Source organism: Micromonospora sp. WMMD1102 (assembly GCF_029626265.1).
Lineage (GTDB): Bacteria > Actinomycetota > Actinomycetes > Mycobacteriales > Micromonosporaceae > Plantactinospora.
Genome location: NZ_JARUBN010000001.1, coordinates 417,316 through 431,807, shown reverse-complemented (window position 1 = coordinate 431,807; position 14,492 = coordinate 417,316). Strand labels below are relative to the sequence as shown.

General features: G+C 74.7%; 12 protein-coding genes. 5 read left to right on the top strand and 7 right to left on the bottom strand.

Features of this window, described 5'->3' with window-relative positions; translation table 11 throughout:
• Positions 1-40: 40 nt before the first annotated feature.
• The 4 genes from O7626_RS02155 to rocD all read left to right on the top strand — a co-directional run bounded on the left by O7626_RS02155 (position 41) and on the right by rocD (position 4,223).
• A complete protein-coding gene (locus O7626_RS02155; protein WP_278058709.1) occupies positions 41-694 on the top strand; it encodes a helix-turn-helix domain-containing protein in 654 nt (217 codons plus the stop codon).
• Between the two features lie 175 nt (positions 695-869).
• Positions 870-1,739 carry a thrombospondin gene (locus O7626_RS02150; RefSeq protein ID WP_278058707.1) on the top strand — a complete coding sequence of 290 codons (870 nt, stop codon included), beginning with the start codon at positions 870-872 and terminating at the stop codon, positions 1,737-1,739.
• A gap of 334 nt (positions 1,740-2,073) precedes the next feature.
• Positions 2,074-2,931: a dimethylargininase gene (gene ddaH, locus O7626_RS02145; protein ID WP_347404739.1), complete on the top strand. Its 858-nt coding sequence runs from the start codon at positions 2,074-2,076 to the stop codon at positions 2,929-2,931.
• The gene (gene rocD / locus O7626_RS02140; RefSeq protein ID WP_278058705.1) at positions 2,928-4,223 is read left to right on the top strand and encodes an ornithine--oxo-acid transaminase; all 1,296 of its coding nucleotides are present in this window, start codon (positions 2,928-2,930) and stop codon (positions 4,221-4,223) included. Before ddaH ends, rocD begins: the two co-directional genes overlap by 4 nt.
• A gap of 95 nt (positions 4,224-4,318) precedes the next feature.
• Here the strand turns inward: rocD and O7626_RS02135 are convergent, their stop codons facing one another.
• Both O7626_RS02135 and O7626_RS02130 read right to left on the bottom strand, forming a co-directional pair.
• The gene (locus O7626_RS02135) at positions 4,319-5,467 is read right to left on the bottom strand and encodes an FHA domain-containing protein (protein WP_278058703.1); all 1,149 of its coding nucleotides are present in this window, start codon (positions 5,465-5,467) and stop codon (positions 4,319-4,321) included.
• Complete coding sequence (locus O7626_RS02130) at positions 5,464-5,757, bottom strand: 4a-hydroxytetrahydrobiopterin dehydratase (protein WP_278058701.1); 294 nt, start codon at positions 5,755-5,757, stop codon at positions 5,464-5,466. Before O7626_RS02130 ends, O7626_RS02135 begins: the two co-directional genes overlap by 4 nt.
• A 240-nt stretch (positions 5,758-5,997) precedes the next feature.
• On the opposite strand from O7626_RS02130, the gene O7626_RS02125 reads away from it, so the two are divergent.
• Positions 5,998-6,777, top strand: a complete 780-nt coding sequence (locus O7626_RS02125) for a hypothetical protein (RefSeq protein ID WP_278058698.1) — start codon at positions 5,998-6,000, stop codon at positions 6,775-6,777.
• Positions 6,778-6,799: 22 nt separating this feature from the next.
• Here O7626_RS02125 and O7626_RS02120 read toward each other — a convergent pair whose 3' ends face one another.
• The 5 genes from O7626_RS02120 to O7626_RS02100 form a co-directional block, all read right to left on the bottom strand.
• Positions 6,800-7,861, bottom strand: coding sequence for an acyl-CoA desaturase (locus O7626_RS02120; protein ID WP_278058696.1), 1,062 nt, complete (start codon positions 7,859-7,861; stop codon positions 6,800-6,802).
• A gap of 195 nt (positions 7,862-8,056) precedes the next feature.
• Positions 8,057-11,995, bottom strand: a complete 3,939-nt coding sequence (locus O7626_RS02115) for a hypothetical protein (RefSeq protein WP_278058694.1) — start codon at positions 11,993-11,995, stop codon at positions 8,057-8,059.
• A gap of 131 nt (positions 11,996-12,126) precedes the next feature.
• On the bottom strand, positions 12,127-12,447 hold the full coding sequence (gene cutA / locus O7626_RS02110; RefSeq protein ID WP_278058693.1) for a divalent-cation tolerance protein CutA: 321 nt from the start codon (positions 12,445-12,447) through the stop codon (positions 12,127-12,129).
• Positions 12,448-12,457: 10 nt separating this feature from the next.
• Complete coding sequence (locus O7626_RS02105) at positions 12,458-13,519, bottom strand: 1-acyl-sn-glycerol-3-phosphate acyltransferase (RefSeq protein ID WP_278058691.1); 1,062 nt, start codon at positions 13,517-13,519, stop codon at positions 12,458-12,460.
• Entirely contained in the window at positions 13,519-14,355 is an 837-nt protein-coding gene (locus O7626_RS02100; RefSeq protein WP_278066032.1) for a patatin-like phospholipase family protein, read from the bottom strand. The genes O7626_RS02105 and O7626_RS02100 overlap by 1 nt, the downstream gene beginning before the upstream one ends.
• Positions 14,356-14,492 lie beyond the last annotated feature (137 nt).

Genomic DNA, 14,492 nt, shown 5'->3' with positions numbered 1-14,492 from the left:
TACCGCCGTCTAGTGAATATGTAGCTAGTATGGCCAAGTCATGAGTGCTGTCAACCCCAGACCCAGGCGCCGTTACCAGTCACCGGTCCGCGAGGAGGCTGCCCGGCGTACCCGGCAGGCGATCGTGGCCGCCGCCGCCGGGATGTTCGTGGAACGCGGCTACGCGGCGACCTCGCTGGCAGACATCGCCACGGCCGCCGGAGTGGCCCGGCCGACCGTCTTCGCGGCCTTCGGCTCCAAACCGGCGCTGCTGCGCCAGGTGCTCGACCAGGCGCTCGCCGGTGACGACGCCCCGGTCGCCGTCGCCGACCGGCCCTGGTTCCGGCCTGTCTGGGACGCCACCACCCCGGCCGAACTGCTCGACGCGTACGCCGAGGTGTGCGTACTGATCGGCGGACGGGCGGCCCGGCTGTTCGAGACCGTACGGCGCGCCGCCGACGACGCCCCCGAGGTGGCCGACCTGTGGCAGACGCTCTGCCGCAACCGGCGGGCCGGTGCCACCATGGCAGTCGACCGCGCCGCCACCCTCGGCCCGCTCACGCCCGACCTCGACCGGGACCGCGCGATCGACGTCCTCTGGCTGCACAACGACCCCGCGCACTACGCCACACTGGTGCACGACCGTGGTTGGTCCGAACGGGACTTCGCCGGCTGGCTGGCCACCAGCATGCGCCACGCCCTGCTGCCCGGCTGACGCAGCGTCCACCGCACCGCACCGCACCGCACCGCACCGCGCCGCGCCGACCAGCCGGGCCCGAGGTGTGGTGGATCAACCATCGGGGTACACCGATCCCAACGCTGCGTAGGCGCCACCGACGAGGCTCCACGCATGGATCAGGAGGTGTGTTGTGGTCAGGATTCCATCACTGATGCGCAAATCGGAGCCGGCGCCGACGCGGGTCGAGAACAGCGACGGTCGCGTCGACAACCGCGACAGCCAGGTCGACAGCCAGGTCGACAGCCAGGTTGACAGCCAGGTTGACAGCCGCGACAGCCACGCCGGGCGCGTCGAGAGCGCCGAGAGCCGCGTCGACGGCCGCGACGAGCGGGCGACCGCCGGCGCCACCACGACCGACACCGGCACCCGGTCGGCTGCGGACCGGGACGCTTCCGCGCGTACCGGATCGACCGCCACCGCCCGGACCGAGGAGCGGACCGACACCGCCCGGACCGACGCCGCCCGGACCGACGCCAGCCGCGACGACGCAGTCCGGAGCGACGACCCGCCGGCCCGCCGGGCCGGCACCGCCGTCGCGGACCCGGACACCGCGTCCCGGCCGGCCCCGCCGGTCGCCCCGACCACCCCGGGCACGAAGGCCGAGCCCCGGCAGGACGCCGACGGCACGACCGAACCGGAGCGCGGGCTCGGCGAGAGTACGCCGCAGACCGAGCCGGTCGTGGTGGACCGCGGCCCGCGCCCCCGGGCCAGCATGCTGGCCACGCTGAGCCTGGTCCTCGGGGTGGCCGCGGCCGCGTTCGTGCTGGCCGGCGCCCTCGCCGGGTACGGCATCGTGCTCGGCACCCTCGCCCTGCTGCTCGGCGTCAGCGGCGTCTCCGCGACCGCCCGCCGGCACGTCGCCGGCCGCACGGACGCGCTGATCGGGATCGTGCTCGGCGTCGGTGCCGTCGTCGTCGCGGTGCTGGCGATGACCGGCCAGTTCGACTGGCCCACCACCGACGGCGACACCGTCGTGCGGTTCCGCGAGTGGCTTGACTCACAGTTTGTGGACCGGTTCTGACCGGGTAAGGACCTGCGCGGAGCGGTGGTGCACCGCTCCGGCCCCGCCGGCCGGTGGTGGTTCACCACCTGAGCGCACGTTTTCGGGGGCGGCGAAGATGCCGCCCCCGAAGTGCGTCCGGGGCCGGGCACCGGACACCGCCACCGCCGCCGAGGGGTGCGGCGAGGAGGCCACGCAACGGTTCGCCGTCGTCTCCCCACCCACACGCAACGATCAGCCGCGACAAGCAATTCTCAACGGTGGTTCCCGCCGGTCGGCCCCGCATAGCGTTGGGTCCGGCGCCAGCCCGTGAGCCGTACGGAGGCCCGGCGCGCCCGATCCCAGGAGCAGGACCATGACGTTGGACGCCACCGCCATCGGCAGGCGTACCCCGGCCGGCCCGGGACAGACCCGGCACTACCTGATGTGCCGGCCGACGCACTTCACCGTCGAGTACGCGATAAATCCCTGGATGGACCCGACGGCCCCGCTCGACAGTGCACTCGCGCTGCGGCAGTGGGAGACGCTGCGGCAGGTCTACCTGGACCTCGGGCACACCGTCGACGAGATCGAGCCGTTGCCCGGCCTGCCGGACATGGTGTTCGCGGCGAACGGCGCGACAGTGCTCGACGGCCGGGCGCTGGCGGTGCAGTTCCGCGACCCGGAGCGGGCCGACGAGGCCCCGGCGTACGCCGGCTGGCTGGACCGGGCCGGCTTCGAGGTGCACGAGGCCAAGCACGTCAACGAGGGCGAGGGGGACATCCTGCCGGTCGGCGGACTGCTGCTCGCCGGCACCGGCTTCCGCACCTCGCACGCCGCGCACGCGCACCTCCAGGAGGTCTTCGGCCGCCCGGTGATCACCCTGCAACTGGTCGACCCGCGCTTCTACCACCTGGACACCGCGCTCTGCGTCCTCGACGACGAGACGGTGGCTTACCTGCCGGAAGCGTTCTCCCCGGGCAGCCGCGCGGTCCTGCGCCGGCTCTTCCCGGACGCGGTGCTGGCCGAGGCGGTCGACGCCGAGGTGCTGGGCCTGAACGCGGTGAGCGACGGCCGGCACGTCGTACTCCCGGCCCAGGCCACCGGACTGTCGGCGGCCCTGCGCGAGCGCGGGTACGACACAATCGGTGTTGATTTGTCCGAGCTGCGCAAGGCCGGTGGCGGACCGAAGTGCTGCACCCTGGTGCTGCGGGAACGAGAGGCGACCAAGTGATCGTGGACGACATGCTGCGCCCCGAGGCGGCGGGCGGCATCCCCGGCACCCCGCAGGCGGCGGGCGGGAGCCGCATCCCGGAGGCGGCGGGCGGCTCCCGCACCCCGGAGGCGTTACGTGAGGCGGAGCGCTGGACCGCGCACAACTACCACCCGCTGCCGGTGGTGATCGCCTCGGCCGAGGGCGCCTGGGTGACCGACGTCGACGGCTGGCGCTACCTGGACTGCCTGGCCGGCTACTCGGCACTGAACTTCGGGCACCGGCACCCGACGCTGATCGCCGCCGCGCACGCCCAGCTCGACCGGCTCACCCTGACCAGCCGGGCGTTCGTGCACGACCAGTTCGCCGACTTCTGCCGGGAGCTGGCCCAGCTCTGCGGCAAGGACCTGGTGCTGCCGATGAACACCGGGGCAGAGGCGGTGGAGACCGCGATCAAGGTGTCCCGTAAGTGGGGCTACCGGGTCAAGGGCGTACCGGACGGGCGGGCGACGATCGTGGTCGCCGACGGCAACTTCCACGGGCGTACCACCACGATCGTCAGCTTCTCCACCGACCGGGAGGCCCGGGACGACTTCGGGCCGTACACCCCGGGGTTCCGGATCGTCCCGTACGGCGACCTCGCCGCGCTGGCCCAGGCGGTCGACGAGACGACCGTGGCCGTACTGCTGGAGCCGATCCAGGGCGAGCAGGGTGTCGTGGTGCCGCCTCCGGGCTACCTGACCGGGGTACGCCGGCTCTGCACCGACCGGAACGTGCTGTTCGTGGCCGACGAGATCCAGTCCGGCCTGGGCCGCACCGGCGAGACGTTCGCCTGCGACCACGAGGACGTCACGCCGGACATGTACGTCCTCGGCAAGGCGCTCGGCGGCGGGATCGTGCCGGTCTCGGCGGTCGCGGCCGACGCGAACGTACTCGGCGTACTGCGGCCGGGCGAGCACGGCTCGACCTTCGGCGGCAACCCGCTGGCCTGTGCGGTCGCCACCGAGGTGGTCCGACTGCTGTCCACCGGCGAGTTCCAGCGCCGCTCGGCCGAGCTGGGCGAGCGGCTGCACGCCGGGCTGCACGCGCTGGTCGGCGAGGGCCTGGTCGCGGTACGCGGCCGGGGGCTCTGGGCCGGCATCGACATCGACCCGGCGCTGATGACCGGGCGGCAGGCGTGTGAGCGGCTGGCCGAGCGGGGCGTACTGGCCAAGGACACCCACGGCTCGACGATCCGGCTCGCCCCGCCACTGGTCGTCGAGGCACCCGAACTGGACCACGTGCTGGAGCAGCTCGCCGCCGTACTGCGCTGAAACCGGCGCGCTGAACCGGCGCGCGGAGCACCGCGCCGAACCGCCGGTTCAGCACCGCGCCGTACCGGCGGGGCGGTACCGCGCCGAAGTGGCGGTCAGCCCCGGTCGGGGAGCCGGATCGCCATCGTCGGGGCCTCGGCCATCACCGAGGTCGGGTTGGTCATGCCGCCCGAGTTCCAGGTGCTCGACCGCCCCACCTGCACGCCCGGATACAGCTCCACGATGTCGCCGCCGCGCATCACCCGGGACTGCTGGCGGCCCAGCGCGACCCGCTCGGCCTCGTCCATCGACCCACCCGGGCGTACCCCGGAGCCGTTGGTGCTGACGTCCTGCGCCACCAGATCGGCGCCGCGCAGCTCGAACCGGACGTGGCTGCGGCTGATCCAGCGCCGCGCCTCGTCGTTGAGCCACTGGCCGAGGCGGATCCCGCCGGAGTCGTCCGGTGCCCGGCCGACCACCACCGGCCGCTCGGCGGTCACCACGAACCGGCGCCGCACCATGCCGCCGATCCGGACCGACAGCACCTCCTCGGTCGGCCTCGGTCCGGCGTCGCTGAGCCGCTGGTCGTGCCGGGGGCACATCGGCGTGCCGGCGCGGAGCGTCGGCGGCGGCTGGCCGCTCGGCTTACGGTCGATCTCGGCGAGGTCCGCGAAGGCGCCACCGCCGCCGCCACCGCCGAACAGCACGCAGCCGGGCTCCTTGCAGCGCCAGGTGCGGGCCAGCAGCTTCCGCCCGGTCGGGGACGGGCCGGTGGCCGCCACGGCGCCCTTCACCCGCTGCGCCAGCACCGGCCCCCCGGCACCGGGCAGCGGGGCCAGCAGCCGGCCCGGGGTGCTGGTCACCCAGGGGAAGCGCCCGGACACCCCGTCGAAGCGGCCCCGGCTCAGCACCGGCAGGCCGAGCAGGTCGGCCACCTCCAGCACCCGGTCGCCGGGGTTCACCAGCACCTCGACCAGGCCGTTGTCGGCCCAGCGCCGCAGCACCATCCGCTCGTTGGAGGTGAGGTCGGCGTCACTGAGCAGCGCCCGGTGCACCACCGCGTACACCGGGACGTTGTCCTCCTCCAGGTGCCGCCCGAGCGCGTCGATGACCATGCCCAGCCGCATCGTGCTGGCCGGCCGGCCGCCGTCGAGGTCCTGGTAGCGGACGACCTCGGCCAGGTCGAGCACCGCGCGTACCAGCGACGGGTCGGTGCTGACCCGGTCCTCGATCGCGTCGAGGACCTTGCTTATCTCGAATCTCACGCCGCTCCCCGGACTATCTCGTCGATCCGCCGCGCCAGCTCGACGTCCCGTCGGGTGACCCCGCCCACCGAGTGGGTCGCACAGCGGAAGGTGGCGGTACGCCATCGGATGTCGATGTCGGGGTGGTGGTCGAGTTCCTCGGCGACCACCGCCACCCGGTCCACCACGCCGATCGCGTCACGGAACGTGGGCAGGTCGACGGTACGGGCGATGCCGGCCGGGTCGCCGGCCCAGCCGTCCAGTGCCGCCAGCTCGGTCCGCACCGCCTCCGCATCCAGCACCTCTGCCATGGCCAGACCTTACCGCCGGGAATCCCTCCCGTGTTGTCCAACCCGAACGGGTGCGGGCGTGCCCGTGACCCTTTGTCTACCGGGCCGACGCACAGGGCATCGACACGCTTACGATTAGCGTCCCCCTCCGCCCGGTCGACACCACCGGACGGTTCTCTCGCCGGGCGGGGTGTTTCGGCGGGACCCGGTCGCGGGGAAGCGGGACGCGGGGAAGTCCGTCGACGGAAGGAAGCTATGCAGGTGCGCACTGCGCGGTCAGCGGTCCCGGTGTTCGTCCTCACCGCCGCGATGAGCCTCCCGGCCGCGGGCTGCGGCATCGGCACCCGCCCGGTCGACCGGGCCGCGCCGCCTGGACCGGCGACGTCCACGCCGGCCCAGGCCAGCCCGACGGAGAAGCTCGCGGACGCGGCCGCGAAGACGAACCAGGGCGTCATCACCGTCGTCATGCGGGCCCCGGGAGTCGTGACCGACACCAGGCTGGACCCGGCCGCCCGGAAGGGCACCATGAGCATCAGCATCGAGGGGCCGGGCGAGGAGGTGGTCCGGGCCGACCTGATCCAGATCGACACCGACGTGTACCTGCGGATGCCCGACCTGCCCGGCGCCGGGAAGAAGTGGATGCACAGCCGGGTGTCGGACCTGCCGGCGGGCAGCCCGCTGCACCTGTTCCGCGGCGCCGACCACAGCGGCGCGGCCGACCTCGCCGGCTGCGTCGTCTCGGCGACGCGCAAGGGCGGGCACGACTACGTCGGGATGATGGACCTGACCCGGTCGCGCACCCTGAACCGCGGGGTGCTCGACGAACTCGGCCCGCTGGCCCGAGCAGTCCCGTTCAGCGCTCGGACGAGTCGCGGTGGCGATCTGCACGAGATCAGCATCGACGTACCGAGCGTGCTGCCGGAACATGGCAGGATCACGTACGGCTACAGCAGGTCGGACGGTGGGGTGGACGCCGAGCGTCCCGCCCCCGCCGACGTCACCGAACTGCCGGGATCGCTGGCCGACCGCCTGGAGGTGTGACCGGGAGTCCTCGACCCACCGGTCAGCGGGCCGCCCCGGCCGGCGGGTTGTCCTGCCGGCGCAGCGGGGCACCGACCTCGTGCAGGTGTCCCAGCGCCTGCCGGTACGAGGCGAAGAGCCCGGTCTGCTCGTACGGGATGCCGTGCTCTGCGCAGTACCGCTCGACGATCGGCTGGGCCCGGCGCAGGTTCACCCGGGGCATGCTCGGGAACAGGTGGTGCTCGATCTGGTAGTTGAGGCCGCCCAGCGCGAAGTCGACCATCACCCCGCCCCGGACGTTGCGCGAGGTCAACACCTGCTTGCGCAGGAAGTCGAGGTCGTCTTCGGCGGTCAGCACCGGCATGCCCTTGTGGTTGGGCGCGAACGAGCACCCCATGTAGAGCCCCCAGAGCCCCTGGTGGACGGCGAGGAAGACCAGCGCCTTCCCGGGGGAGAGCACGGTGAACAGCGCACCGAGGTAGCCGACAGCGTGCAGTGCCAGCAGTACCGCCTCGGCCCGGCGGCGCCGGATCGGCGTACCGTCGGTCAGTGCCCGCACGCTGGAGACGTGCAGCGCCAGCCCTTCCAGCAGCAGCATCGGGAAGAACAGGTACGCCTGACGCTGGGCCAGCCACCGCCCGAAGCCCCGGGTGGCCTGCGCCTGCTCCTCGGTCCAGACCAGCGCGCCCGCCCCGACGTCCGGGTCCTCCTCCGAGTGGTTCGGGTTGGCGTGGTGCCGGTTGTGCTTGTCGATCCACCAGCCGTAGCTGAGCCCGACCGCCAGGTTGCCGGCAAGCAGCCCGGCCACCTCGCTGGCCCGCCGGTGCCGGAACATCTGCCGGTGCCCGGCATCGTGGCCGAGGAAGGCGACCTGGGTGGTGGCTCCGGCCAGGAAGACCGCCACCCCGATCTGCCACCACGAGTCGCCGACGAGGGCGAAGCCGACCCATCCGGCGACGAAGAGCCCGACGGTGAGCGCGATCCGGGCGACGTACCAGCCGGTGCGGCGTTCCATCAAACCGGCCGCACTGATCCGTCGAGATAACCGTGAGTAGTCACTTCCTCGACGCGACCCCGGTGCGTCCACGGCAGCGGTTACCGCCATCTGCAAGCTCCCCACGTCGCCCTTCGCCCGCCGGTCGGCGGAGCGCTGATCTCCAAGTCTCCGGGCGACGCTTGCACTCAGTAACCCCGACAACCCCCGTATCCGGGGTGGTGGTAGCACCACCACCCAGGATAGGGAGTCGAACTCCGCTGCCCTTCCCCTCCCCTCCGGCGGGCGATCGGGCGGGCGATCTGGTCAGCTCATCCGGTGTACCGCCGCGCGTAGCCGGCGCAGGTCCCGGCGCCGCCGCTCGTACGTCATCGCCAGACCGATCAACGCGAAGCCACCGACGGCCAGGAAGATCCACCGGGGCAGCAGGTCCCAGACGTCGACCATCTCCCGCACGGCCAGTACGGCAAGTACGGCACCGCCGAGCAGCACCGGCGCCTGCCGCCGCCACCGGGCACCGACAAGTACCGCCGCCAGCGCGCCGGCACCGAGCAGCAGCCGTCGCCACGGCTGGTCGGCGGCGACCACGACCGAGACCAGGCTCGGCAGCAGTGCGGCACCGAGCCCCGGCCCGTACGCGACCCAGCTGCTCAGCGCCGGCCAGGCCCGCAGCGCCAGCCAGCCGGCCAGCACTCCCAGCACCGCCGCCGGCAGCGTGTACGCCTCGACCAGCGCCACCCGGGCCGAGGCGAACAGCAGCCAGGCGGCGACCAGTTCGGCACCACCCGCCGCTGCCGCCCGAGCCCAGCGGTGCGGCGCCGGCTCGCCCGGCCGCAGGGCACGCAGTCCCAGTGCCACCCCCCAGAGCGTGCAGACCGCCGCCGCGTACCGGATCTCACCGACGGTCAGCAGCAGCGCGATCGCGGCGGTGACATGACTGGCCACCTCGACGGCCGCCGCCTCGCCCCGCCGCTCCGGCCCCCGGGCCCCCCACCGCCGTCGACCACCAGCCGGCACCGACCTGCCAGCCGGGACCGACGTCCCAGCCCCGCCCGACGTGCCAGCCGGAGCCGACGTGCCTGCCCCGCCCGGGGTGCCAGCCGGAAGTGGGGCGCCGGTGAGAGGGCCGGCCAGCAGGGTCGCCAGGGCCAGGGCCAGGGCGGCGACGCCGAGCACCGCCAGGGCGGTGAGCCGCAGCGGCAGGTCTGCGGCGACCGTGGCGGTGGCAGCCAGCGACGCCGTGCCGGCGACCCCGGTCAGCCACCCCGCCACCCGCGCCGCCGAGGTGCCGCCGCGCGCTCCGGCGGCCAGTCCGGCCACGCCGACCAGCGCCAGCCCGCCGAGCGTGCCGGCACGGGTCGGCAGCAGCCCGGCCAGGCCCGCCGCCACGAAGGCGACCCCCACCGGTACCAGCCAGAGCCGCCACCCGACACCACCACCCGGCACCACGCCAGGCGCGGCCCCGCCCCCTGTTGCCCAGCCGGACGCAGTGCCGCCCCCTGCCGCCGAGCCGGACGCAGTGCCGCCCGCTGGTGCCGCAGCGGAAGCAGTGCTGTCCGCTGTTGCCGCGACGGACGCGGCCCCGCCCTCCGGCGCCACGGCGGACGCTGTGCCGCCCCCCGATGCCACGGCGGGGGCGGTGCCGGGCCGCAGCGCCAGCGCGAGCAGGCCGGCGGCCCCGGCGAGCAGGCTGGACGCGGGTACGACCGGCCACGGCGCCCCGGCGACCGCGAGCCCGACCAGTGCCGTGCCGGCCGCGAGCGGAGCCGCCGCCAGCGTCGCAGCCCGGACGGTCCGCCCGCGTGCCCAGCCGGCGACCGCCGCCGCGACGGTGAGCAGCAGCAGGGTCAGCACGTCGGCCGCGTCCAGCCGCCAGTCGACCGGACCGGTGCCGACCGGGTGAAGTCCGACCCCGGCCGGCGGGCCCGACCAGATCCGGCCCAACCAGGCGTACGGGGCGACCAGCACGACCAGCACCGCCGGTACCGCCACCACGGCGGCCCGGACGAGCAGCACCGCCCCGGAGAACAGTGCCGGTACCCCGGTTGCCCTGGGCCACTGCTCCGGACCGGCCGACCGCGTCGGCCGACCCCGCCCCGCCAACCAGACGCCGAGAGTGAGCAGCAGCGCCCCGGCGGCGTACGGGCCAGCCGGCTCGCCGACCCCGGGCAGTCCCGGTGCCAGGCCGACGGCGAGCGCGACGGTCGACAGCGCGGCGTTGGCGTACGGCCGGTAGTGCGGGGCCGCCCGGCGCACCGGCACCAACCCGGCGGCGAGCAGTACGGCAGCGGCGAGCACGGCCCGCGCCTGCCACCACGGCGGCACCCCGGCGGCGAAGAGTCCGAGCAGGACGGTCGCCGGAGCGGCGAGTACCGCCACCGCCAGCCCGGTCCCGCCGACCACCCGGCGCAGCGCCGCCCCAGCGGGCACCGCCGTACCACCGACGGCCGGAGCAGCGGCGTCGGCGGTCGGAGGCGTGGCCGGGGTGGGCTGGCGGAGGGCGGCCAGTGCGACCGCGGCGCCGAGCAGTACCAGCGCGCCGCAGACGGCGGCGGCACCCGCCGGCCGGGCCAGGCCGACCAGCAGGGCGTGCCCGGCCAGTGGCAGCGCGGCGACCGCCGCCGGCAGCACCGGGCGCGGGCCGCGGTGCGGCCACCCGGCGGCCAGCGCGAGGACGCCGGCCGCCACCAGGTCAAGGGTGGCGACCAGCCACCAGGGCAGGGCCAGCCCGGCCGGCGCCGCCAGCACGGTGAGGGTCGCGGCGGCGATCGCGACAACCGGGCGGTTCCGCCGCCGGCCCAGCAGGGCCAGCGCCCCGGCCGCCAGCAGCAGCGCCACCGGAAGCTGCCAGTCGAACGGGCCGGACCGGGCGGTCAGCTCGGCCCGCCAGGCCGGTTGCGAGCGTGCCGCCACGGCCAGCCCGACCACCAGCGCCATCGAGCCGGTCAGCAGCGCCAGGGCGCCGGCCACCACCAGCCCGCCGGCCCGGGGACCGATCCGGATGCCGGCCGGCAGCAGCCGGGCGGTGGCCGTGACGGCGGCGGCGAGCAGCGCGACGATCACGGCGGCTGGGAGGAGCAGCGGCCAGGATGCCTCGGCGGCGGCCCGGACCAGCGCCACCGCCAGTACCACGACGAAGAGGGCCGCCGCGCCGGCTCCGGCGGCGGTGCTGCGCAGCCGCACGGCTCCGGCGATCGGCAGCAGGGCCGCCACCAGCAGCGGAACACCGGCGAGTACCGCGAGCGGGCCGTCGGCGGTGACCACGGCCAGCGTCCCGCAGAGCGCCGAGGCGAGACCGGCCACTCCGTATCCGACCCAGGCGACGGACCGGCGGACCACGGTCACCGGGTCCGCCGGTCCGTCGCCGTCCCGCCCCCGGGTCAGTGTCAGGTTGACGGCCGCCAGTACGGCCAGCGCCACAGTCCAGCCGGCCGCGCCGAAGCCCGCGTCGTAGGCGAGCAGCGGCACGACCGGCTGGAGCAGCAGCAGTCCGGCGAACGCGGGCGCGGCGAGCCGGGTCAATCGGTGGTAACCCCCCGCCACCACCGCGCCGACCCCGAGCACCAGTGCCGCGTACCGGACCCTGGGCCAGCCTGCCACGCCGAACAGGTCGACGGCCCAGCCGGCGTACCCGTCGAGCACCACCAGGAGCAGGCCGATCGCCGCGAACGTCTCGGCGGTGGCGGTGAGCCCGCGCCGCCGGGCGAGCAGGGGAGCCGCCAGGGCCAGCGCGGTCAGCACACCGAGGATCAGGGCCCGACCGCCGGTCCCGACCGCCGCCCAGGCGACCACCGTGAAGACGACCGCCGCCGTGCCGACCAGCAGCCCGCCGAGGATGAAGAGCAGGTTCTGCACGGTCCGGGTGGAGGCTTCCGGGCGTACCGGTGCGGAAGCCTGCGGGGCCGGCGTGCCGGCGGGGCCGAAGGTGGCCGCCGGTGCGCCGGGGAAGCTCTTCACCGGGACCCGCACGGCGACGGCCGCCGCCGCCCGGACCTGCTCGGCCAGCGTGTCGCGGCGCCGCCGGAGCTGCCACAGGGTGGCGTCCAGTCCGAGGTACGCCCGCCGCGCCTGCTCCACCCGCCCGGCCAGCGCGGTGATCTCCGCACCGAGCCGGACCACCTCGGCGGCGGCCGGATCGGGTCCCCGGCCGCAGCCGGGACAGCCGGTCGCCAGGTCGGCACCGGCACCGCACACCGGACAGGGGTACGCGGTCGGGTTCGGGTTCGGGTTCACGGACGCGGTCACGGTGCCATGTTCGTACCCGTGGCCAACCGGTCGGCAGAGTGCGCGTACCTACTCCGGGTTGGGTGTCCGGACCCGGCCGGGCCGACGATCCTCCGGCGCCCCTGGCCGGCCAGCCGGCGGTCCGTGCCCGGTCAGGGACGGGTCTGCTCGTGCAGCCAGGTCGAGTAGTCCGGGTTGCCACCCTGCACCCAGGTCACCAGCACCTCCGGCACCTCGTACGGGTGCGCCGCCCGCACCTGGTCGACCAGCGCCTCCATCCGGTCCGGGGCGGTCTTGAAGACGACAGTCCACTCCCGGGTGGTCTCCATCCGCGACTCCCACCAGTAGGTGCTGTCCACCGGGCCGGTCACCTGAGCGCACGCGGCGAGCCGGCCGGCGACCGCGGCGGCGGCGAGTACGTCGGCGACCGCCCGCGCGTCCACCACCGTGGTCACGATGCAGATCTGGTCCACGCCGCGCACCCTACGCCCGATCGGTGCCGCCCCGGTGCGTGTCGACCCAGGCGTCGATCCGGGCCCACCAGTCGTAAAGCCAGTCGATCCGCTCCTGGTGGTCCTTCGGCACCTCCTCCGGCGGCACCGACCAGAACCGCATCACGATCCGCTTGTCCATCGGCAGTTCCCGCCACACGTCGGCGCCGGTGAGCATCCGGTCCAGCCCGGTGTGCGCGACGAAGATGACCCCGGCGTCGGGCGCGGCGTCCAGCGCGGCGATCACCCCGCCCGGCTGCGGGGCGACGACGTGCCGCATCGCCTCGGCCCGCTCCGCCATGTCGGTAAGGCCCCGGGCCCGGAGCAGGTCGATGGCGCGGCGCCGCCGCTTGGGGGTGAAGTTACCGCCCTCGGGGAAGATCACGAAGGCGTCGTTCTCGTCCAGGTTGCGGGCCAGGTGGCCGATCTGTTCGGCCAGGCTCTCCCGGGGCGGGCCGGCCCGCTCGGTCGGCCCGACCCGGGTCGGCCGACGGTGGTGCGGCGCGATGAACCGGTTGGGCAGCCGGTTGAGGAGTACGTCCACCGCCGGGTCCCACTGGAGGGTGTCCTTCAGCACGATCCTCGGTTCCCGCTTGAACCAGTTGACCAGTGCGTGGATCAGGATGAACGAGTCGCCGGGTCCGGCGTGCCGGCAGAGCACCAGCTCGGGGCGGCCGGGCAGCGCCGTGTCCGGGTCGGTGCCGACGACGTCGATGCGCAGCCGCAGCGTCCACCGGGCCTGCCAGAACAGCGCGGTGAGGAACCACCCGGCCAGTACGTAGTGGGCGCGCTGGAAACCCGGGGACCGCTTGTGCCAGCCGAAACCCGAGCCGACCCAGAGCCCGAACATCGCCACCAGCGCGGTGGCGTCCCAGACCAGGTAGACGATCCCGACCCAGAGCACCCGCAGCGGGCGCAGGTAGCCGGGCACCAGCGGCGAGGCGGCCGCGGCGACGATCAGCCACACCGGCAGCGTCGTCACCACCAGCAGGGCGAGCAGCACCGTACCCGGCGCGAGCACGACCCGCCGGACCCATCTCGGCGGCAGCGGCATCAGCCGGGGTCCAGGTGTTCGCTGAGGTAACGCCGGGACGCCGTGTACGCCCGGCTGATCCGCCGGCCCACCGCCGCCATGTCCCGGTACGCCCACGGGCTGTCGTCCCGGAGGCCCAGCCCGCCGGTCGGCAGCACGTGCACGTCCACGTCGTCGGGCAGCGCCGCCATCTCCCGGGCGAACCGGTGCCGCCGGGCGATCTCGAAGGCCACCTGGGCGATCTCCCACGGCCGGCGCGGCGGGCTGAGCGGCCGTTCGATCCGGCCGACCTGGAGTACGAAGATCTGCCTGGCGCCGAGCTGCACCGCCTCGCCGATCGGGATCGAGTTGACGATCCCGCCGTCGACGAAGTGCTCGCCGTCGATCTGGGCCGGTGGCAACAGCCCTGGCACGGCCGCCGAGGCGAGCACCGCCGGCACCAGCGGGCCGCTGCGGAACCAGTGCTCGGCAGCCCGTTCGATGCTCGCCGCACAGCACCGGAACGGCACCTTGAGGTCGGCGAAGGTGGTCTGCTCGCCGAGTTCGGCCTCCAGCAGCCGGCGCAGCGGGCGCGGCGAGTGCAGGTGGGTCCGGGCGGCGAACCGGCGCAGCTGCCGGGCGATGGAGTCGCCGTACACCTCGCTCGCCTCGGGCGAGGCCCAGAGCCGGACCAGCCGGTCGGTGACCGCCTCGGACGGGTCGGCCGCGACCAGGGCGCCGTTCACCGCCCCGATCGAGGTGCCGAGCACCAGGTCCGGATAGATGCCGGCCCGGAACAGCGCCCGCAGCATGCCCACCTCGACGGCACCGAGCACCCCACCGCCGCCGAGCACGAACGCCACCGGACCGCTGACCATGTCGTTCATCCTGGCACGGGTCGCCCACTCCGACCCGTCGGGCCGCCCGCCGTACCGGTCCGGCGGCCCGACGAACCCCGGCCCGGCGGCCGACCGGCGCGGCAGCGGATCGACACCCGTCCGGGGCAGCGGATCGA